The organism is Clostridium sp. 001 (assembly GCF_019056555.1).
Classification (GTDB): domain Bacteria; phylum Bacillota; class Clostridia; order Clostridiales; family Clostridiaceae; genus Clostridium_B; species Clostridium_B ragsdalei.
Window position 1 is genome coordinate 2,705,487 of the sequence record NZ_CP020473.1, and the last position, 22,779, is coordinate 2,728,265.

At 32.9% G+C, this 22,779-nt stretch carries 15 protein-coding genes; all 15 read left to right on the forward strand.

What is annotated here, in order from left to right:
• The first annotated feature begins 22 nt into the window (after window positions 1-22).
• Window positions 23-2,845, forward strand: a complete 2,823-nt coding sequence (gene uvrA / locus B5S50_RS12780) for an excinuclease ABC subunit UvrA (protein ID WP_217301994.1) — start codon at window positions 23-25, stop codon at window positions 2,843-2,845.
• Window positions 2,846-2,914: 69 nt separating this feature from the next.
• Window positions 2,915-3,355 (forward strand): FHA domain-containing protein, encoded by a 441-nt coding sequence (locus B5S50_RS12785; RefSeq protein WP_217301995.1) that lies wholly within the window; start codon window positions 2,915-2,917, stop codon window positions 3,353-3,355.
• 52 nt (window positions 3,356-3,407) lie between these two features.
• A complete protein-coding gene (locus tag B5S50_RS12790) occupies window positions 3,408-4,610 on the forward strand; it encodes an FtsW/RodA/SpoVE family cell cycle protein (RefSeq protein ID WP_127719664.1) in 1,203 nt (400 codons plus the stop codon).
• A gap of 4 nt (window positions 4,611-4,614) precedes the next feature.
• On the forward strand, window positions 4,615-6,042 hold the full coding sequence (locus tag B5S50_RS12795) for a penicillin-binding protein 2 (protein ID WP_217301996.1): 1,428 nt from the start codon (window positions 4,615-4,617) through the stop codon (window positions 6,040-6,042).
• Between the two features lie 142 nt (window positions 6,043-6,184).
• The gene (locus tag B5S50_RS12800; protein ID WP_065079025.1) at window positions 6,185-6,793 is read left to right on the forward strand and encodes a metal-dependent hydrolase; all 609 of its coding nucleotides are present in this window, start codon (window positions 6,185-6,187) and stop codon (window positions 6,791-6,793) included.
• A gap of 17 nt (window positions 6,794-6,810) precedes the next feature.
• Window positions 6,811-8,679: an excinuclease ABC subunit UvrC gene (gene uvrC / locus B5S50_RS12805; RefSeq protein WP_065079026.1), complete on the forward strand. Its 1,869-nt coding sequence runs from the start codon at window positions 6,811-6,813 to the stop codon at window positions 8,677-8,679.
• Between the two features lie 140 nt (window positions 8,680-8,819).
• Complete coding sequence (gene murB / locus B5S50_RS12810; protein WP_065079027.1) at window positions 8,820-9,734, forward strand: UDP-N-acetylmuramate dehydrogenase; 915 nt, start codon at window positions 8,820-8,822, stop codon at window positions 9,732-9,734.
• Window positions 9,735-9,855: 121 nt separating this feature from the next.
• Window positions 9,856-10,740 carry an RNase adapter RapZ gene (rapZ, locus tag B5S50_RS12815; RefSeq protein WP_063555621.1) on the forward strand — a complete coding sequence of 295 codons (885 nt, stop codon included), beginning with the start codon at window positions 9,856-9,858 and terminating at the stop codon, window positions 10,738-10,740.
• On the forward strand, window positions 10,737-12,065 hold the full coding sequence (yvcK, locus tag B5S50_RS12820; protein ID WP_065079028.1) for a gluconeogenesis factor YvcK family protein: 1,329 nt from the start codon (window positions 10,737-10,739) through the stop codon (window positions 12,063-12,065). Before rapZ ends, yvcK begins: the two co-directional genes overlap by 4 nt.
• Window positions 12,066-12,078: 13 nt before the next feature.
• Window positions 12,079-13,029, forward strand: a complete 951-nt coding sequence (whiA, locus tag B5S50_RS12825) for a DNA-binding protein WhiA (RefSeq protein ID WP_217301997.1) — start codon at window positions 12,079-12,081, stop codon at window positions 13,027-13,029.
• Between the two features lie 11 nt (window positions 13,030-13,040).
• A complete protein-coding gene (locus tag B5S50_RS12830; RefSeq protein ID WP_217301998.1) occupies window positions 13,041-14,345 on the forward strand; it encodes a DRTGG domain-containing protein in 1,305 nt (434 codons plus the stop codon).
• A 6-nt stretch (window positions 14,346-14,351) separates the two neighbouring features.
• Window positions 14,352-17,828 (forward strand): DNA polymerase III subunit alpha, encoded by a 3,477-nt coding sequence (locus B5S50_RS12835; RefSeq protein WP_217301999.1) that lies wholly within the window; start codon window positions 14,352-14,354, stop codon window positions 17,826-17,828.
• 215 nt (window positions 17,829-18,043) lie between these two features.
• Window positions 18,044-19,000: a 6-phosphofructokinase gene (pfkA, locus tag B5S50_RS12840; RefSeq protein ID WP_065079032.1), complete on the forward strand. Its 957-nt coding sequence runs from the start codon at window positions 18,044-18,046 to the stop codon at window positions 18,998-19,000.
• A 41-nt stretch (window positions 19,001-19,041) separates the two neighbouring features.
• Window positions 19,042-20,799, forward strand: coding sequence for a pyruvate kinase (gene pyk, locus B5S50_RS12845; protein WP_217302000.1), 1,758 nt, complete (start codon window positions 19,042-19,044; stop codon window positions 20,797-20,799).
• 237 nt (window positions 20,800-21,036) lie between these two features.
• Entirely contained in the window at window positions 21,037-22,467 is a 1,431-nt protein-coding gene (gene rlmD, locus B5S50_RS12850) for a 23S rRNA (uracil(1939)-C(5))-methyltransferase RlmD (protein WP_217302001.1), read from the forward strand.
• Window positions 22,468-22,779 lie beyond the last annotated feature (312 nt).

Consider the following 22,779-nt stretch of genomic DNA (forward strand, 5'->3'; position numbering starts at 1 on the left):
AGATAACTAAGGAGTTAAGTTTATGAAAGATAGCATAGTAATAAAAGGTGCTAAAGTTCACAATTTAAAAAATATAAGTTTGACTATACCGAGAGATAAGCTAATAGTTTTTACTGGGCTTTCAGGTTCGGGAAAATCTTCATTAGCATTTGATACCCTTTATGCAGAAGGTCAGAGAAGATACGTTGAATCATTATCTGCATATGCAAGGCAATTCTTGGGTCAGATGGATAAGCCAGATGTGGAATACATTGAAGGCTTATCACCTGCTATATCTATAGATCAGAAAACTACAAGTAGAAATCCACGTTCTACAGTAGGAACAGTTACAGAAATATATGATTATTTGAGGCTATTATATGCACGTATAGGGGTGCCCCATTGTCCAAAGTGCGGCAAGGAAATAACCCAGCAGACAGTGGATCAAATGGTGGATAAAATTATGGAAATGCCTGAGAGAACGAAGATACAGATACTTTCACCTGTAATAAAGGAAAAAAAAGGAGAACACATAAAGGTACTGGAAAGTATAGTGAAAAATGGGTTTGTAAGAGCTAGAATTGATGGAGAAATAGTAGATCTTCAAGATGAAGAGATAAAATTAGAAAAAAATAAAAAGCATACTATTGAAATAGTAGTAGATAGGTTGGTAATTAAAAGTGAAATAAGAAGCAGACTTGCAGATTCTATAGAAACCTCCTTAAAATTATCCGATGGGATACTTATTGTAAATGTATTAGGTGGGGAGGACATACTTTTCAGTGAAAAATTTGCATGTCCGGAATGTGGTATAAGTATAGGAGAGATTACCCCTAGAACTTTTTCTTTTAACTCACCTTTTGGAAAATGTGATACTTGTGATGGTCTTGGTACCTTGCTTGAGATAGATGAGAATTTAGTAATACCTGATAGAAAAAAGAGTATATTGGAAGGTGCTGTTACAGCCTGGGGAGAAGCAAGTTTAAAGGAAGGCTCCTGGACTTTTAGTATATTGAAGGCCCTTTCAAGTACGTTTAAATTTAAATTGGATACACCTATAGAAAAATTAGATTCTAAAGTAGTAGACATGTTACTTTATGGTTTAAGAGGCGGGAAAATAAGAGTAAAGTATAGAAAAGAAAACAGAATGATGGAATTTAATCATTCTTATGAAGGAATAGTTAATACTTTAAAGAGAAGGTATATGGAGACAAATTCCGACTATATAAAAAAAGAAATAGAAAATTATATGAGTGATAATCCATGTCCAAAATGTAAGGGCGCCAGATTAAAACCTGAGGTATTAGCAATTACAGTGGGAGAAAAAAACATATTTGAGCTGTGTAATATGTCTATAAAAGATGAATTGAAATTTTTTAAGGAGATACAGCTTTCGGAAAAAGATAAGATTATAAGTGATCAAGTATTGAAAGAAATAAGTGGTAGGTTGCAATTTTTAATAGATGTAGGATTGGATTATTTGACATTGTCCAGAACTGCAGGAACGTTATCCGGAGGAGAGTCCCAAAGAATAAGACTTGCAACCCAAATAGGTTCAAGTTTGGTTGGAGTACTTTATATATTAGATGAACCAAGTATAGGACTTCACCAAAGAGATAACGATAGGCTTATATCTACTTTAAAACATTTAAGAGACATTGGAAATACATTGATAGTAGTAGAACATGATGAGGATACAATGAAACAGTCGGATTTTATAGTAGATATAGGACCAGGAGCAGGAGAACATGGTGGAGAGGTAGTTGCTGCAGGACCTATTTCAGATATTATAAAATGTGATAGATCCATAACAGGGCAGTATTTGAGCGGAAAGAAAAAGATAGAAATACCTGAACATAGAAGAGAATGCAATGGAAAATATATAAAAGTAATAGGTGCTGCAGAAAATAATTTAAAAAATATAGACGTTTCCTTTCCCTTAGGGATATTTACTTGTGTTACCGGTGTATCTGGATCTGGGAAAAGCACTTTGGTAAATGAAATATTATACAAAGCACTACATAAGGAATTAAACAATTCAAAAGATAGGCCGGGACATTATAAAAATATTTTGGGAACAGAAAATGTAGATAAAATTATAAATATAGATCAAAGCCCTATAGGAAGGACTCCAAGATCCAATCCTGCAACTTATACAGGAGTATTTGATATAATAAGGGAAGTGTTTGCAAGTACTTCTGAATCCAAGGTGAGAGGATATAAACCTGGACGATTCAGCTTTAATGTAAAAGGAGGAAGATGCGAGGCTTGCAGCGGAGATGGAATAATAAAAATAGAAATGCAATTTTTATCAGACGTATACGTACCTTGTGAAGTCTGTAAGGGCAAAAGATACAATAGAGAAACTCTACAAGTAAAGTATAAAAATAGAAATATTGATGATGTACTAAATATGACTGTAGAAGAAGCATTAAAATTCTTTGAAAATATACCAAGAATAAAAAATAAGCTGCAAACTCTTATGGATGTAGGGCTAGGATATATCAGATTAGGTCAACCTTCCACACAATTGTCTGGTGGAGAGGCACAGAGAATAAAGCTTGCCCATGAATTATCTAAAAGAAGTACGGGAAAGACAATGTATATACTTGATGAACCTACTACAGGACTTCACATAGATGATGTAAATAAACTTATAAATATACTTCAGAGAATTGTAGATGTAGGTAATACAATTGTGGTTATAGAACATAACTTAGATGTTATAAAGTGTGCGGATTATATCATTGATCTTGGACCTGAAGGTGGAGAAAAGGGAGGAAACATTCTCTGCATGGGTACTCCAGAACAAATATCTGAAAATAAGAGTTCTTACACAGGACAATACTTAAAAAAGATGTTATAATTTACATAAAGACTAGCATAAGCACACCTATAATGCTAGTCTTTCAATGTATTAAGGGAGGATATTTAAATGGATCTTAGTAAATTGAGTATAGTTTTTAAAATTGTTATCATAGGTATAGTATATATTATAATATTTTGGGCACTGAGAATAATGTACAAGGATGTTAAAAATGGAAGCAAGAGAGGTAGAAATGTCAATAGGAAATCCTTTGGACTTGAAGTAGTTAATCCAGGTGAAAATGCAAATCTTAGAAGAGGTGCTGTAATTCCAGTGCGAAGGGAGATAACCATAGGAAGAAAAAGCGATAATCAACTTATGCTAGAGGATCCATATACCTCAGGACACCATGCAAGAATTTATGTGAAAAATGGAAAAGAATGTATACTAGAGGACATGGGAAGTACAAATGGTACTCTTTTAAATGGTAAAAAATTAAGAGGCAAGCATTATTTGGCTTCTGGTGATGAAATTAAAATTGGAAACACATCCTTTAAAGTTATAGGATGATAAAATATAATTAGTTTTTAAAAACTATCATGAATAAGTGGGTGGTGGAATATTGGATACTACTAGAGATGAAAAAAAGTTATTAAGATATACATATTTGTTATGTTTTGTATGCTTCCTCAATTTGGCAATTATAAAGCAACCTTTTGACAAAGGTGCTATGATAATGGCACTGGTAACTTGTCTTCTTATAGGATATTCTTACTTTGTAATAAGAAAATTTTTCTCCGACGGAGATAAATATATATTCATTTTTTCTAGTATATTGTCAGTTATAGGTATGGTGATGATATATAGAATAGATACTGCAGCATCTATTAAACAAATAATTTGGTTCGCAATTGGAGTTACTGGCTTCATACTCATTGTTGTGTTAATGCCAGATACTAGTGGATTCAGCAAGTATAAATATATATATTTAGTAGTTACATTAATATTTATGGCAATGGGTACTTTTTCAGGTATTGAAATTAATGGTTCAAAAAACTGGGTTAGCCTAGGTGGAATTCAGTTTCAGCCATCGGAATTTGGAAAACTATTTTTGGTAGCCTATTTAGCGGCAGAATTAAAGGATTACAAAAATTTTAAAAATTTAATAATACCTTGTGCAGTAGTAATGCTATCCTTAGTGTTTATGGTAATTCAAAGGGACCTTGGATCTGCTCTCATATTTTTTGGAATATCTGTAACTATGCTGTATATAGCTACTTCTAAATTTAGGTATGTAGCTATATGTTTTTTGCTTTCAGCAGCAGGGTCAGTAGTAAGCTATAGGTTGTTTAATCATGTTAGAACTAGAGTTATGATATGGAAAAATCCTTGGCCTTATGCAAATAATCAGAGTTATCAAATTGTCCAATCTATGTTTTCTATAGCATCTGGAGGACTTACTGGAACGGGACTTGGACTAGGACATCCGGAATATGTGCCTATTAATACTACAGATTTTATATTTGCGGTGTTGTGTGAAGAACTTGGAATACTTATAGGATTTGCCATAATAATACTGTACTTTTTATTGTTTTATAGATGTATGAGAGCTGCTGTCTATGGAAATGATAAATTCTCAAGACTTTTGGCAGTAGGCTATAGTGCAATGATTGCATCTCAGGTTTTAGTTATAGTTGGTGGTGTTATGAATGCTATTCCACTTACAGGTATAACGTTACCTCTTGTAAGCAGGGGAGGAAGTTCTATGCTAATAACATTTTTTTCACTGGGTATAATTCAGAAGATATCAGAAGAGGGTAGGTAGCATTATGAATAACATAGTGAACAATATAAAAAAAGTGATGATGGTCTTCTTAATATGCTTTATAGCACTTATTTCTTATATGACTTATTTTGAAATGGTAGTGGGACCTAAGATAGAGAATAGTCCTTATAACAGAAGATTATGGATAAAGAGAAATGAGGTGCTTAGAGGAACCATATATGATAGAAATGGTAATGCACTTACTAAGAGCGATCCTATAAATTCTGAAACTCAGAAAAGGGAATACACAGGGGGGGCAATGTTTGCCCATGTACTTGGATATGTGGATCAAAAATATGGAATTACAGGACTTGAGAAGAAATATGATGAACAGTTAATGTCCAGTAATATTCAGGATAGTATAAAGAGCCTTATCCAGAATAAGGGAAAATCTCAAAAGAAAGTTGGAAATAGTTTAAAAACAACTTTGGATTTGGAAACTCAAAAAATGGCTTATGACCTGCTTGATGGAAATAAAGGGGCAGTTGTGGCATTAAACCCAAAGACTGGTGAAGTAATAGCACTTGTGTCAAGACCTTCTTTTGATCCTAATGACCTTGCAAATACGTGGCAGCAGTTAAATCAGGATAAAACTAAACCTCTTTTAAATAGAGCTACAGCAGGACTTTATCCACCTGGATCTACTTTTAAAACTGTAACTGCTGTAAGTGGATTAGAAAATATATCAGGAATTCAAAATAGATATTTTCAGGATAATGGTGAACTTCCTTTAGGTGGAGGATATTCTCTGCACAATTTTGAAGGAGAGGTTCTTGGAAGTATTAATTTTAAACAAGCGTATACTCATTCTAGTAATGTTTATTTTGGATCACTTGGAATTGAGCTCGGGAATGACAGGTTAAAACAAACTGCTGAAAAGTTCTTCTTTAACAAGGAAATACCTACAGATGGAATACCTGTAGAACCTAGTAAATTTCCAATGTTAAAATCCTATGAAAAGGGAAGTATAGCTCAGAGTGCCATAGGGCAGAGCAGCGATTTGGCAAGTCCACTTCAAATGGCGGTAGTTACAAGCACTATAGCCAATGGTGGTGTCATGATGAAGCCTCATTTGGTAAGCGATGTGCTTACAAGTACAGGTGAAGAAGTAAAGAACATACAAGCAGAACAAGTAGGCCAAATAATTTCTTCAAATACAGCAAATACTATGAAAGACCTTATGAAATCTGTTGTAGAATCTGGAACAGGAACTAATGCTTCTGTGGAAGGTGTAGAAGTAGCAGGAAAAACGGGAACAGCAGATAATCAATCAGAAGGACCGGGTTCAGCACCTCATTCATGGTTTATAGGTTTTGCACCTTATGATGATCCACAGATAGCTGTGGCGGTAATTGTAGAAAATGGAGGACAGGGAGGAAAGTTAGCGGCTTCTATAGCTTCGCAAGTTATAAGAACAGCATTACGAAAATAATTGAAATTTTAAAATTCCCCGGGAAATTTTGTTGTAAAAAGTAAGTTTGTTGTAAATTTAATGTTATAATATAGGCAATAAGCGGATTATCGAATTATATGCAAAAACATTTAACATTATGACAGGATAAAAAGGAGAAAATATGAAGGGGAAAACTCATGCAGAAGTGGGAATAGTTACTTTTTTGTCCGTTTACAACGTACTTCCGGGGAAATTTAATTATATTGGCCTTTTAATAGTGGCGTTTTCATCAATACTTCCAGATGTGGATCACCCTAAAAGTATAATAAACAAATATATACTTCCATTTAGAAATAAGACAAGTAAGATTATGGTGTATAGCTCTTTAGGAATAGGACTACTTTGGTACGATTATCTTTATACTAAGGCACCTATTATTAAAGCTATTGGTATATCATTTATAATAATAGCTGTATCTTCTCATAGAAATGGATTGACTCACAGCTTGATGGGGATGATATTGTTTTCTTTTATTATAGGATATTTAGGAAACATGTATAATGTACACTATTTGGTGTACTATTTTATGATAGGATATGGAATGCATCTGCTTTGTGATATGGTTACGAATAGAGGGGTGCCCCTTTTTTACCCTTTTAAGAATAAAAAATTTAAACTGCCGTTAACTTATAATACTAATTCTAAAATTGGTTGTGTAATAGAGGATTTTTTAATGATATTTGGACTTTTATTTACAATATACAAGCTTCCAATCATATTTTGTAAGTAGTTTTAGGAGTGGATGTAGTGTTTGATTTTGAATATCAATTAAAGGTATTACCAGATAAACCAGGAGTATATTTAATGAAAAACTCTTTAGGTGAGGTAATATACGTTGGAAAGGCAAAGATTTTAAAAAATAGAGTTAGGCAGTACTTTCAAAATTCTAAGAATCATTCTGAAAAGGTAAAGGCTATGGTGAAACATATTGCTGAGTTTGAATATATAGTTACAGATTCAGAAATGGAAGCTCTTATTTTAGAATGTAATTTAATTAAAAAATATAGACCTAGGTATAATATCCTTTTAAAGGATGATAAAGGATATCCCCTTATAAAAATAACAGTAAATGAGGATTTTCCGAGAATAATATCCGCTAGAAATATGGTAAAGGATGGCTGTAGATACTTTGGACCTTATATTAGTCCTTCTGCTGTATATGAAACTATGGAAATTATAAAAAAGATATTTCCAATTAGAACTTGCAGACTGTCAATAAAAGAAGGAGAAGTGAAGGGAAGGCCTTGTTTAAACTACTATATAGGATTGTGTAAGGCTCCTTGCACTGGATATATTACTAAAGAGGAATACGGAAAAATCGTAAGTGGAGTTATGGATTTCTTATCGGGAAAAAATAGAGACATAAGTAAAAAACTTAAAGAAGATATGGAAATTGCCTCGAAAAAACTCGAATTTGAAAAAGCTGCAGAGCTGAGAGATAAAATTCTAGCAGTGCAAAAGATAATTGAAAAACAGAAGATAACCACTGGAGGATTTGAAGATGAAGATTTTATAAATATGTATTCAGATAATGTGGACAGCTGTGTTCAAGTATTTTTTTCTAGATCCGGGAAAATAATAGGAAGAGAGCATTTTATTTTAGAAAATACTCAGGATTTGCCTAAGGGTGAAATAGTGTCAAATTTTATAGAGGAATTTTATGGGGGAACTGCATATATAGCAAAAACAATATATGTGCCTGAAGTTGACGAAATTGAGCTTCTCCAGAATTGGCTTAGTATGAAAAAAGATGCCCGGGTATATATTAAAATACCTCAAAAAGGAGAAAAAAGGGCTACTTTAAATATGGTGGAGGAAAATGCCAGGACAACTTTAAAAAATTTTAAATTAAAATTAATTCAAGATAAAAAGATGTACAATACTTCTCTTGAAGAACTTACAGAAGCGTTAGATATGGAAGATATACCCCACAGAATAGAAGCATATGACATATCTAATATTCAGGGGGTGGACTCAGTAGGTACTATGGTAGTGTTTGAAAATGGAAGAGCTAAAAATAGCGATTATAGAAGATTCAAAATAAATTCTGTAAAAGGAGCTAACGATTACGATAGTATGAGGGAAATACTGACTAGAAGGTTTAAGCATGGCTTTGATGAAATAGAAAGAATAAAGAAAAAAAATTTGAAGTTTAGTGCAGGAAAGTTTTGTGCCTTTCCAGATTTAATTCTTATGGATGGTGGAAAGGGTCAGGTAAATGCGGCCTTAGAGGTGTTAAGAAAATTTAACATAGACATACCTGTGTGTGGAATGGTAAAAGATGATAGACATAGGACTAGGGGGCTTATATATAAAAATGAAGAAGTTTTGATATCTCCACATTCCAATGTAATTAAACTCATTGCTAGAATACAGGATGAAGTTCATAGGTTTGCAATAACCTATCATAGGAGTTTGAGAAACAAAAGAGTACTCCATTCTGTATTAGAAGACATACCTAATGTAGGTAACAAGAGAAGAAAAGAATTGTTAAAAAAATTTGAGAGTATAGAGAATATAAAAAAGGCTACCATGAATGAACTTATGGATACGCCTTCAATAGATAGACGTACGGCGGAAAGTATAATTTCATACTTTAAAAAAAATGGAAATTAAATCCTATATTTTTTTACTTTATTTTGGAAAAAAATTTAGTTTGATAGATAAAAGAAAATATGATACAATTTGTAATTGCATTGTATATTATAATTACATAGTGTAACGCTTAATTTTAATTTTCAAGGAGAATATTTATAATGAATAAGTTTAAAGATTTTGCTACAAATTTAGAGAAAATATTAGATAAAGAAGACATAAAAATAGACGAACCTATGAAGGAACATACTTCTTTTAGAGTAGGAGGTCCTGTAGATATATTAGTTACTCCTAAAAAATTTCAGGAAGTAGTAGATGTTATAACGTTATGTAAAGAACATAATATACCTTATTATATAATGGGAAATGGTTCTAATTTACTTGTTAAAGATGGCGGAATAAGAGGCATAATGATTAAACTTATAAAACTAAATGAAGTTAAAGTTGAGGACAATAAGATTATTACAGGAAGCGGCGTATCGCTAAAGGATATTTCAACTACTGCCCTTAATAACAAATTATCAGGCTTTGAATTTGCCTGTGGTATACCTGGAAGCGTAGGTGGGGCAGTTACAATGAATGCAGGTGCTTATAATGGTGAAATTTCACATGTTGTAGAAAGTGCAAAAGTTATAGATAATGATGGAAAAATCAAAGTATTAGATAGAAAACAATTAGAGTTAGAATATAGAAGCAGTTCCATTTTAAAATACAAATATACTGTCTTAGAAGTAACCTTTAATTTGGAGCATGGGGATTATGAGAAGATAAAAAACCGTGTAGAAGATTTAAATAGAAGGAGAAATGAAAAACAACCTCTAGAATATCCATCTGCAGGAAGTACCTTTAAAAGGCCAGAAGGTTATTTTGCTGCAAAACTTATAGAAGACAGTGGATTAAAAGGGAAGAGTGTAGGTGACGCCCAAGTATCTGAGAAGCATTCAGGATTTATAATAAATAAAGGGAGTGCAACAGCAAAAGATATTTTAGATTTAATAGCTATTGTGCAGAATAAAGTTAAAGAAAAATTTAATGTAGATTTGTATACTGAAGTTAGAGTTATAGGGGAAGAGTAGAGAGTGGAGAATTGGTGCTGTGTATTGCACTGATTCCCCTTTTTAGGTTATATTTATTGTTGTAGTTTGTTGTGATATAATTAGAAAAAGTAAAAATATTTTTAAATGGAGGGATGTGACTATGAGATTTGTTATAGTGACAGGATTATCTGGAGCGGGAAAAACTCAGGCTATAAGAAGTTTAGAAGATTTAGGGTACTTTTGTGTAGATAATCTTCCTCCTACACTAATACCGAAATTTGCGGAAGCATGCTATAAAACTGATGGGAAAATAGATAAAATAGCCTTGGTAATAGATATAAGAGGAGGTCAATTTTTTAATGATATATTTGAAAGCTTGAATTATCTAAAGAAACAGGGTTATAAATATGAAATATTGTTTTTAGATGCTTCAGAGGAAGTACTTATTAAAAGATTCAAAGAATCCAGGAGAAAACATCCCCTAGCACCTGATGGAAGAATTCTAAATGGTATAATTATGGAAAGAAACAAACTTAGAGAATTGAAAGACAGGGCAGACAACATAATAGATACATCTAACTTAGTAACTAGGGAACTTAGAGAAGAGATAACTAAGATATATTCAGAAGAAGGACAGATGGAAACAGAGCTTATGATTACCGTACTCTCTTTTGGATTTAAATATGGCATACCTGTTGATTCAGATCTAGTATTTGATGTGAGATTTTTACCAAATCCTTTCTATATACCTGAGTTAAAAGAATATTCAGGCAAGGATACCTCTGTAATGAAATATATAATGAGTTTTAAGGAAACAAATGAATTTATAAATAAACTGGAAAACATGTTAGAATTTTTGATTCCAAATTACCTAAAAGAAGGAAAGAGACAACTGATTATCTCTATAGGATGCACCGGGGGAAGGCATCGTTCTGTATTTATTGCAAATGCCATTTATAACAGACTAAAAAACAATGGACATAAGGTTAATATTGATCATAGAGATATAGAAGAAGATGTTAATAAAGGTGGTAAAAAATTATGAAGATTGTAGATTGGCTTAGACCTGGCATAAAAGTTAAAAGGTGGGTTATGCTTGGAGCCATGGGAGTACTCTTTATAATATTTGGAGTAATAGAATTTGTAAATAGAAGATTTTACAGCCTTTACTATATATCATTTTATGTATTTTTAATCATATCTGGGATATTTGTAGTGTATATTTCCATAACTCAAGGTATGAGGTCTATAATAGCACTTATAAATAAAGGATATTTAAGTGTGTCGTTAGATTCCAGGAAGTTGGAAAATTTAATATATGAAAAACGTCTTTTGGTAAAAGGTCCTAAAATCGTTGCCATTGGAGGAGGAACTGGCCTTTCCACTATGCTAAGAGGCCTTAAATACTATACGTCTAATATAACTGCTATAGTAACTGTAGCAGATGATGGAGGAGGTTCCGGAGATTTAAGGGAGGATCTTGGAATGCTCCCACCAGGAGATATAAGAAACTGTATAATGGCACTTGCTGATACTGAACCACTTATGGAAGATTTACTCCAGTATAGGTTCAAGGATGGAAGATTGAAAAATCAGAGCTTTGGAAATTTATTTTTGGCAGCTATGGATGGAATATCTGGAAATTTTGAAGAAGCTGTCCATAAAATGAGTTCTGTACTTGCGGTAACAGGTAGAGTAATGCCTGTTACCCTTGACAATTTAACTTTAAAGGCCAGATTAAAAGATGGATCTATTGTAGAGGGAGAATCAAATATTCCCCAAGAAGCAATAGAAAGAAATAGTCCAATAGATAAAGTTTTTATAGAACCTAGAGGTGCCAGGGCATTAAAAGAAGCTGTAGAAGCCATAAAAGAAGCTGATGCGGTAATACTTGGACCGGGTAGCTTGTATACTAGTGTAATACCAAATCTTTTAGTTGGTGATATAGCTAGTGCACTGCAAAATACAAATGCTGTAAAACTTTATGTTTCAAATATAATGACCCAACCGGGAGAAACGGATGGATTTTCTGTAGAAGACCATATTAAGGCTATATTTAACCATGTCGGTGCTCCTGTAATAGATTATGTAATTATAAATGTAGGTAAAATAAATACGGAGCTAGAAGGGAAATATAAAGAAGAAGAATCTCATTTAGTTAAAATAAATGAAGATTTAGTAGATTCTATGGGGGTAAAAGTAATTGAAGGGGATTTTATAAGTATTAAGAATGGACTTATAAGGCATAATTCTGAAAAATTAGCTTCCATACTTATAGAAACTATTATGGATAAAAAGCTGTTATTTGATAGAAAGAAGATAATAGAGTATTTCTATTTATCAGAAAGATTAAAGGAAAATAGGAGATAAGTGGGAGATATATATGTCATTTTCATTGAAGGTAAAAAATGAAGTTTGTAGGTATTCGGATATAGATGAGGAAGAAGCTATAGCAGAATTGTCTGCCATAATGAAGGTTAGTGGAACTTTAATGCTTGGAGGGAATAGGCAGTTTAGCTTTAAGATAATTACTGAAAATGCTGCAATTGCCAGATTCATATTTAAGATATTGAAGGATATTTTTCATATACATACTAGAATACTGGTTAAAAGGAGTAATTCTTTAAAAAAAAATAATGTGTACGTAATAATGATAACGGAAGATACAGATGTAAGATCCATACTTAAAAAAGTAGGACTTTTAAAGGAAGAAGAGGATGTTTTTTCATTGGATTATAGTATAACAAAAAGTATTAGTGAAAATGAAAAACTAAAAAAGGCCTATATAAGGGGAGCTTTTTTAGGTGGTGGGAGCATAAGTAATCCGGAAAAGACATATCACCTTGAATTTGTAACCCATGACAATGATTATGCATTGGATTTGAGTAAACTTATAAATGGATATGGATTAAGTTCTAAAGTAATACAGAGAAAGAGCAGTTTTATAGTGTATATTAAAGAAGGAGAGCAGATAGTGGATCTTTTGAATATAATAGGAGCACACTCTTCTCTTTTGGAATTAGAGAACATAAGGATAATGAAGGAAATGAGGAATAACGTAAATAGGTTGGTTAATTGTGAGACTGCAAATTTGAGTAAAACTGTTAATGCAGCAGTAAGACAAATGGAGAGTATAAAGCTTATACAAAAAGAAATAGGGTTAAGTAGGCTGCCTGAAAATTTAAGAGAAATTGCAGAGCTTCGGTTAAATTATCCAGATGAATCTTTAAAGGAATTAGGTGAAATGTTGAATCCTAAAGTAGGTAAATCTGGAGTAAATCACAGACTTAGGAGAATTGAGAAAATAGCAGATGAACTGAGAAAAGAAAGGTAGGCACAGATTATATGTCAAAGCATGAGGATATAATCAAGTACATACTTTCACTAGAAACTGGTACTAAAATTTCAGTGAGAAGTATAGCAAGTGAGTTAGGGGTTAGTGATGGAACGGCATATAGGGCTATAAAAGATTCAGATAGCCTTGGAATAGTCACTACAATTCCAAGAGTGGGAACTGTGAGAATTGAAAAAGTTGAAAAGAAAAATATGGAGTCTCTAACTTATGGTGAAGTAATAAATATAGTAGATGGAAGTTTGCTTGGGGGAAAAAATGGAGTACACAAAGTACTACATCGATTTATAATAGGAGCTATGACCATAGAGGCCATGAAACAGTATATAAAAAAAGATTGTTTAGTCATAATAGGAAACAGAGAAGAAGCCCAAAGACTTGCCCTTCTAAACGATGCAGGAGTTCTTATAACTGGTGGCTTTGGATGCAGCAATCAGATAAAGAACCTGGCTAACGAAAAGTGTCTTCCTATAATATCTACTAGCTATGATACTTTTACTGTAGCTAGTATGATAAATAAAGCTATTTCAGAAAATTTAATAAAAAAGGAAATAGTACTTGTAGAAGATATAATGCAAATTAACCCGTCTTATCTTAACGTTAAAGATACGGTACTTAAATGGAAGCAAATGATGAAAGAATTTAAACATGACAGATATCCTGTAGTAGATGATGAAAATAAACTAGTAGGAATTGTTGCACCAAAGGATTTACCAAGTCATGGTTCTGATGATGAAGTTATAGGCAAGGTGATGTCTAAGGAACCAATTACAGTAACACCTAAAACTACAGTAGCTTATGCAGCTCATATAATGGGCTGGGACGGTATAGAATTATTTCCTGTAGTAAAGGGGAAAAAATTAGTTGGAGTTATAACTAGGAGAGATGTAATAAAAGCACTTCAATATATGGCAAGGCAGCCTCAATTAGCAGAAACCCTTGAAGATGCTATATTGAAAAAATTTGAATTCCAAATTAAAGATGGAAGAAACTGTTTTACAGGAAAAATAACCCCTGAAATGTTGGACTCTATGGGAACAGGCTCCTGGGGTACTTTGAATATGCTTTTATCTACCATGGCAATTGTAATCTTAAGGCAGAAAAATAATGCCAATATACTTGTAGATAGCATAGCTACATATTTTATGAAACCTGTACAAATTGATAACGAAATTACTATATATGTAGATATAATAGGAAAGGGTATAAATTACTGCAGAGTAGAAGTTAATATGTTTGATGATAAAAATGATATAGTGGGAAAAAGCATTTTATCTGCAAAAATGATAAGAAGGTAATGTTTAATGGACAAAGGAAAACATAAATGGGTAAGCTTACACCAACATACAGAATATTCCCTCCTGGATTCTTCAGCTAAAATTCCAGAACTTATAGCTAGGGCAAAAGAACTTGGAATGGATAGTATGGCAATAACAGACCATGGCGTTATGTATGGATGTGTGGAATTTTATAAAGAAGCAAGGGCACAGGGAATCAAGCCTATAATAGGCTGCGAAATATATGTATCTCAGGGAGATATGACTATAAAGCAAAATAATGGTAAAAATGAAAACTACCATCTGGTACTTTTGGTGAAAAATGAAGAAGGATATCATAATTTAATGAAAATAGTATCCACAGCTTCTATAAAAGGATTTTACTATAAACCAAGGGTAGACCATAATTATTTGAAAAATCACAGTGAAGGGCTAATAGCACTAAGTGCTTGTATGAGTGGTGAAGTTCAATCCAATATATTAAAAGGAAATATAGATAAAGCTGAAGAGACAGCTTTGTTTTATAAAAATACTTTTAAAGATGGTTTTTATTTAGAAGTTCAATATCATGGAATAGCAGATCAGCTCAAGATAAATGAACAGTTGATTTCTATGTCTAAAAAATTAAACATACCTTTGGTTGCTACAAATGATGTGCATTATATAAAAAAGGAAGATTACAGGGCTCATGATATTTTACTTTGTATACAAACTGGTAAAACTGTAGATGAAGAAAATAGAATGAGATATCCTTCGGATGAATTTTATCTAAAGTCGCCAGATGAGATGTATGATATGTTTTCCAACGTGCCAGAGTCTCTAGAGAATACGATTAAAATAGCAGATCAATGTAATTTTGACTATGAGTTTCATAAATCAAAGCTTCCTAAATTTCCCCTACCGGAAGATACAGATCCTTATGAGTACATGAAGGATTTATGCTATAAGGGACTTTATAAAAGATATAATGATGTAACAGATAAATTGAAAAGTAGGCTGGAATATGAGCTGGGTATAATAAAGAAAATGGGCTATGTTGACTACTTTCTTATAGTATGGGATTTTATAAGATTTGCGAGAAAAAATGGGATAATGACAGGACCTGGACGAGGAAGTGGAGCAGGTTCTATAGTTGCCTATACACTTGAAATAACTAAAATAGATCCTATAAAATATAAGCTTATATTTGAACGTTTCCTAAATCCTGAAAGAGTTTCTATGCCGGATATTGACAGTGATTTTTGTTATGAAAGGCGTGGAGAAGTAATAGATTATGTGGTAGAAAAGTATGGAAAAGACAGTGTGTCTCAAATTATAACTTTTGGAACCATGGCAGCCAAGATGTGTATAAGAGATGTAGGTAGAGCGATGAATTACAGTTATGGGGAAGTAGATAGAATAGCCAAAATGATACCTTCAATTCCCAATATAACTATAGATAAAGCACTTGATATGAATCCTGAGTTTAAAGAAGCTTATGACAGTGAGTCAAGAACTAAAGAACTTATAGATATTGCTAGAGCACTTGAAGGACTTCCAAGGCATACATCTACCCATGCGGCAGGAGTTGTTATAGCTTCAGAACCTCTTGTAAATTATGTGCCACTTCAAAAAAATGAAGATAATATAGTTACACAATTTACTATGAACACTCTGGAGGAGCTAGGACTTCTCAAAATGGACTTTTTAGGATTGCGTACGTTGACTGTTTTAAGAGATGCTGTTGAAATGATTAAAGAGGATAAGGGTATAGAAATTGATTTAGATACTATAGATTATGATGATAAAGCTGTTTACAATATGATAGGTGAAGGAAAAACTGTAGGGGTATTTCAACTTGAATCGCCTGGTTTTAGTTCTTTTATGAAGGAACTAAAACCAGATTCTTTGGAGGATATAATAGCAGGGATAAGCCTTTATAGACCAGGACCTATGTCAGAAATACCCAAATATATTAAAAACAAAAATAACCCTGAGGGAATAGAATATGTAACCCCTCAGCTTGAACACATTCTTTCTGTTACTTATGGATGCATGGTATACCAGGAACAGGTAATGCAAATTGTAAGGGATTTAGCAGGATATTCCATGGGTCGAAGTGATCTGGTAAGACGTGCTATGTCAAAAAAGAAGCACCATGTTATGGAGGAAGAGAGACATAATTTTGTATATGGAATTGTAGATGAAAAAGGAGAAATACAGGTACCAGGCTGTGTGCGCAATGGTATATCTGAAAAAATAGCCAATGACATATTTGATTCTATGATGGATTTTGCATCCTATGCATTTAACAAATCACATGCTGCAGCCTATGCTGTAGTGGCATTTAGAACGGCGTATTTAATGTATTATTATCCTACTGAGTTTACAGCAGCTATGCTAAATAGTGTAAAAGGAGATAGTGAAAAAGTAGCCTATTATATAAGGTTTGCCAAAAGTATTGGAATAGAAATAATGCCTCCAAGTATTAATGAAAGCTGTACAAAGTTTACAGTAGAAGATGGAAATATAAGATTTGGGTTATCTGCTATAAAAAATGTAGGTGAAAATGTAATAGATAGTATAGTTAGATCAAGGTCAAAACATGGTAAGTTTAAAGACCTGGTGGATTTCTGTAATAGTATAGACTTAAATTCTATAAACAAGAGGGTAGTGGAGAGTTTAATTAAAGCAGGTGCTTTTGACTGTTTTGGAGTGCTGAGGTCTCAACTTATAGCAGTACATGAAAAAGTAATTGACAGCGTTATAAATTCTAGAAAAAAGAATATAGAAGGACAGGTGAGCTTATTTTCTCAAATTGAAGACAGCAGTGTAAGAATAAAGTATCCTTCTATAGAAGAATTTAAGAAAATGGATATGCTAGCTATGGAAAAGGAAATGACTGGATTATACCTTTCAGGACATCCGCTGGATGAATATGCAAGGACACTAGAATTACAAACAGATACTAAAATATCTGACATAGTAAGCGGGGAGACTCTAGAAGAGAATCTTATAGAAGAAGCTAAAGTAAAAGATGGAGATAGAGTTATAGTTGGTGGGATACTCTCCGAAGTATCTAAAAAGATTACTAAAAATAATGATATGATGGCTTTTGCAAAGTTAGAAGATCTCTATGGAATTATGGAGATAATAGTATTTCCCAAAGTGTTTCAGAGATTCAAGAGCTTAATTGAAGATGATTATATGATTATAGTGAAAGGAAGAGTAAGTGTAAGGGAAGATGAACAGCCTAAACTTCTTTGTGAAGTTATAGAGCCTCTGGTGAGAATAGATACAGAAAAACTTTATATTTTGATTGAAGATCAAGATATTTTAAAAGAGGCTTTAGAGAGAATTAGATCCGTATTTGTAAACTTTAAAGGAAATATTCCTGTATATTTGTGTACAAAAAAAGAAAGAAAAAAGTTTAGGTTGGATAGGGAATTATGGATAAAATCTGATTTGGAACTTATGTCTTTTTTGAGAAAAAGCTTTGGAGATAATAATGTAAAAATTATATAGATAAGAAGTATATTTTTGTGATAAAACAACCAAAATACTAGAAGAAAGAGATTCTTATAATATTTTGGTTGTTAGAATTTTATTTGAATAAAGTTCATAATGTGGTGAAAAGTACATAATTGTATGTTATAATTATGATTGTAATTGTAGTAAATTAAGTTGGTTTTAACTAAAGCGGGACATAAATAGTCCCTGCGGTCATAGGGGGTGTGCGTATGAAAACAATAGCTGTATTAACAAGTGGAGGAGATGCTCCTGGAATGAATGCTGCTATAAGGGCAGTAGTGAGAACAGCTCTAGATAAAAACTTAAACGTAATGGGAATTAAAAGAGGATATAGTGGATTAATGAATGGCGAAATAGTACCCATGCAGAGAAGTAGTGTTGCAGACATTATACAAAGGGGAGGAACTATATTAAAAACTGCTAGATCTAAGGAATTTAAAACAGAAGAAGGAAGAAAAAGAGCAGTAAATATATTAAAAACATTTAGGATAGATGGATTAGTAGTTATAGGTGGAGATGGATCCTTTAGAGGGGCTAATGAATTATCTAAATTAGGAATAGCTACCATAGGATTACCTGGAACTATAGATAATGATTTGGCATATACAGATTTTACTATAGGATTTGATACAGCAGTAAATACCGTTTTAGATGCTATAAATAAGTTAAGAGATACTTCTACTTCCCACGAAAGAGTAAGTATTGTAGAGGTTATGGGAAGAAATTGTGGAGATATAGCTCTTTATTCGGGACTTGCAGGTGGAGCTGAAAATATAATTTTACCTGAAAAAGGATATGATGAACAAGAATTGTGTAGAGGTATATTAGAAGCAAAGATGAAAGGGAAAATGCATAATTTAATATTACTTGCAGAAGGTATTGGTGGAGCTGAAGCTTTAGCTGAGAAGGTTGAGAATATTACTGGTATAGAAACTCGAGCTACAAAACTTGGACATATTCAAAGAGGAGGAAGTCCTACTTGTTCAGATAGAATTTTGGCTTCAAGATTTGGATATAGGGCTGTTGAATTGTTAGAGCAAGGAAAGTCTTCTAGAGTTGTTGGAACTAGGAATGGTAAAGTTATTGATTTGGATATAGATGAGGCATTAAGCCAGCCAAGAAGGTTTGATGAAAAGCTGTATGAAATAGCCTATGCATTAGCCTAGATAATATTTTAAACCAATTTTGTGTTAAGGAGTGTGTTACTATGCAAAAAACTAAGATGATTTTTACTATTGGACCTGCAAGTGGTTCAGAAGAGGTTTTGTCAGAGCTTATTGAATCTGGAATGAACGTATCAAGACATAATTTTTCTCACGGAGATCATGAAGAACATGAGAAGAGAATAAATATGGTAAAAAAACTTAGAGAAAAATACAATAAGCCAATAGCAATAATGCTTGATACAAAGGGACCTGAGATAAGAACAGGTGATTTTAAGGAAGATAAGGCAGAATTGAAAGAAGGACAGCAGTTCGCTGTTTATTGTGGAGAAGATATTTTAGGCGATGAGACTAAATGCTCTATAACTTATGCTGAATTGAGCAATGATGTAAAAAAGGGCGACAGTATACTTATCGATGATGGTCTAGTTGGACTTGAAGTTGAAAGTGTTGAAGCAAATAAAATAAATTGTACAGTTAAAAATAGCGGGGCAGTTGGCAATCATAAGGGTGTAAATGTACCTGGAGTTTCTATATCTATCCCTGCTATAACTGAAAAAGATAAAGATGATTTGAAATTTGGATGTTATATGGAAGTAGATATGGTAGCTGCATCCTTTATAAGAAAAGCAGCTGATGTTATGGCTATAAGAAAAGTACTTGAAGCAAATGGAGGACAAGATATACAGATATTTTCTAAAATAGAGAGTCAAGAAGGCGTTGACAACATAGATGAAATAGTAAAATTTTCTGATGGGATAATGGTAGCAAGGGGAGATATGGGAGTAGAAATTCCTATAGAAAAAGTACCAATGATTCAGAAATTTATAATAGAAAAATGTAATAAGGCAGGAAAACCTGTTATAACTGCTACGCAGATGCTTGATTCTATGATAAGAAATCCTAGACCTACAAGAGCAGAAGCTTCTGATATAGCTAATGCTATATTTGATGGTACAGATGCTATAATGCTAAGTGGAGAATCTGCTAATGGAAAATATCCTGTGGAAGCTGCTAAAACTATGGCAAGGATAGCCAAGAGAGCAGAGGAGCAAATTAACTATGACTCTTTGCTTGAGAAAAAGAGAGAAGCACATATACAGAATGTACCAAATGCTATAAGCCTTGCTGCATGTACTACGGCTTCGGAACTAAAAGCTTCTGCTATAATAACAGCTACTCAAAGCGGCAATACTGCTAGAATGGTTTCAAAATACAGACCAGGATGTCATGTTATAGCTGTAACTCCAAGTGGTAAAGTAGCCAGGGGACTTGCTTTAAATTGGGGCGTATTTCCAATACTTGCCAAAAAAGTAGAGTCTACAGATGAAATGATAGAAAATTCTGTTGAAATAGCTTTGAGAAGTGGATATGTAAAAAAAGGAGACCTGGTAATCATAGCAGCAGGTATACCTGTAAGTTATTCAGGAACTACCAATATGCTTAAAGTTCATATAGTAGGAGATATACTAGCTCAGGGAAGAGGCTCAGGAACTAGACCGGGTTATGGAACTGCAAAGATAGTAAGTAGTCCGAAAGAAGCAGATGAAGTAGTTGAAAAGGACGATATTTTAGTAGTTAAAGATTTGGATAAAGGATATATTAATATTTTGGATAGAGTTGCAGGAATCATATCAGAAAAAGGTGGCTTAACTTCTCACCTTGCTATTGAATGTCTTACAAGAGAAATACCTATTATTTGCAATGCAGGAGGTGCTACTGAAATATTAAAGACAGGCACATTTATTACTATGGACGTCATAAGAGGAATAGTATATAATGGCAGAGTAAATATAATGTAGTTATATTTTTGCATATATAAAATATTTATTGAAATTTAACATGACTTTAATGTATAATATAACAATATGTGGCTAAAATTATATAACAGAGAAAGTAAGACAACTGATTCTATTTTTTGCACCTTTGCGGGTGCAATTTTTTTTGTACAAAGTGCTTTTTTAATTGTATACTGTACTTATGGAAATTTTGAATGACAAATTGGATTAGTTTTAGATTTTGTTTAAGTAGGTGAATATATGAGTGAAAAAATAGAAAAAAATAAAGAATATATAATTGGAATAGATGGCATGGGATACCAGGGAGAGGGAGTTGGAAAGGTAGACGGGTTTACAATTTTTATACAGGGAGCTATTCAGGGAGAGAAGGTAAAGGTAAAAGTCATAAAGGTAAATAAAAATTTTGCTTTTGGAAAATTAGTAGAGGTACTTGAACCATCTCCTTATAGAGCAAATCCACTCTGCAGTATATATAAAAGATGCGGCGGATGCCAGCTTCAGCATATGTCTTATGAAGGGCAACTTGACTTCAAAAAAAAGAGAGTAAAAGATTGTTTAGAGAGAATAGGAAAATTTGAAGTAGAGGAACAGGATAAAATATTTAGAGATAATGTTTTAGAGAAAAGCAGCGAAGATACTTTAGTAAAATTGTATAACACTCTAGGTATGACAAATCCCTATAGATATAGAAATAAAGTACAATTACCAGTAGGTAAATGTAATAAAAAAATAAATATAGGATTTTATGCAAAGGCAAGTCATGAAATAATAGATATGGAAAGCTGTCTTATTCAGAATGAAACTTCAGATAAAATAGTGAAACTTATGAGAGACTGGATTGAAAAGTATAATGTAGAGCCCTATGATGAAAAAACAGGCAGAGGTACTATAAAACATATAATAACTAGAAAAGGATTTGCTACAGGTGAAGTTATGCTGGTAATTGTAACTTTTACTGAAAACTTGCCTCATAAAAAAGAACTTATAGAACTTATGTGTAAAAACGTACCTGGAATAAAAAGTATAGTACATAATATAAATAATAATAAAACAAATGTGATATTAGGTAAAAAGTGTTTAAATCTATGGGGACAGGATACTATAAGGGATACTATAGGTAATTTTAAATTCAATATATCCCCTCTTTCATTTTTTCAGGTAAATCCTCTTCAAACGGAAGTGCTTTACAGTAAAGCATTGGAATATGCAGGTTTAAGTGGGAATGAAGTTGTGTTTGATGCTTATTGTGGTACAGGAACTATATCTTTATTTTTATCTCAAAAGGCAAAAAAGGTATATGGTGTGGAAATAATAGATGAAGCTATAAAAAATGCAAGAATAAATGCTGAAGAGAATGGGGTAAATAATGTAGAGTTTATAATGGGAAAGTCTGAAGTAGTGATACCAGAACTCATAAGCAAAGGAATAAAGGCTGATGTGGTAGTGGTTGATCCACCAAGAAAGGGATGTGATACTGGGCTCCTTAAGGCAATTGCAGATATGGCACCAAGAACTGTAGTTTATGTGTCCTGTGATCCTGCAACTCTTGCCAGGGATTTAGCAGTTTTGATGGAACTTGGATACATGACTAAGGAAGTGCAGCCTGTGGATATGTTTGCACAGACTGCTCATGTGGAGTGTGTAGTTAAGCTTGAAAGGAAAGATAGGTAGAGGCATTGGTATAGCTGGAGTTAGAAAATGGTAAAGACTGTTTATGTTTGGTGATACAGGGGTAGGAAACAGTAAGTATCATTATTAGAATATAAAAACCCTCGTTCTCACCCTGTGTAGGTGTTAGTAAAGATATAAAGAATAGATAAATAAAAGTGTGTAAATCATTGATAAATAAAGGGTTTTCAAAATTAGGAGTATAACCATAAATTTTATTTTTGGGGTGATTTTTAGTTGGAAATCCTTGTTTTTATTTTTAAGAGAAATATTTTAAGGATTATAATATTTGTATAGTAGGCAGGATAGATACCG

Bases quoted from the DNA above. Each gene is read 5' to 3' on its own strand.
- rlmD (WP_217302001.1), top strand. From the start codon at position 21,037: ATGAGTGAAAAAATAGAAAAAAATAAAGAATATATAATTGGAATAGAT.
- B5S50_RS12800 (WP_065079025.1), top strand. From the start codon at position 6,185: ATGAAGGGGAAAACTCATGCAGAAGTGGGAATAGTTACTTTTTTGTCC.
- B5S50_RS12830 (WP_217301998.1), top strand. From the start codon at position 13,041: ATGTCAAAGCATGAGGATATAATCAAGTACATACTTTCACTAGAAACT.
- pfkA (WP_065079032.1), top strand. From the start codon at position 18,044: ATGAAAACAATAGCTGTATTAACAAGTGGAGGAGATGCTCCTGGAATG.
- murB (WP_065079027.1), top strand. From the start codon at position 8,820: ATGAATAAGTTTAAAGATTTTGCTACAAATTTAGAGAAAATATTAGAT.
- B5S50_RS12835 (WP_217301999.1), top strand. From the start codon at position 14,352: ATGGACAAAGGAAAACATAAATGGGTAAGCTTACACCAACATACAGAA.
- B5S50_RS12795 (WP_217301996.1), top strand. From the start codon at position 4,615: ATGAATAACATAGTGAACAATATAAAAAAAGTGATGATGGTCTTCTTA.
- pyk (WP_217302000.1), top strand. From the start codon at position 19,042: ATGCAAAAAACTAAGATGATTTTTACTATTGGACCTGCAAGTGGTTCA.
- rapZ (WP_063555621.1), top strand. From the start codon at position 9,856: ATGAGATTTGTTATAGTGACAGGATTATCTGGAGCGGGAAAAACTCAG.
- whiA (WP_217301997.1), top strand. From the start codon at position 12,079: ATGTCATTTTCATTGAAGGTAAAAAATGAAGTTTGTAGGTATTCGGAT.
- yvcK (WP_065079028.1), top strand. From the start codon at position 10,737: ATGAAGATTGTAGATTGGCTTAGACCTGGCATAAAAGTTAAAAGGTGG.
- B5S50_RS12785 (WP_217301995.1), top strand. From the start codon at position 2,915: ATGGATCTTAGTAAATTGAGTATAGTTTTTAAAATTGTTATCATAGGT.
- uvrA (WP_217301994.1), top strand. From the start codon at position 23: ATGAAAGATAGCATAGTAATAAAAGGTGCTAAAGTTCACAATTTAAAA.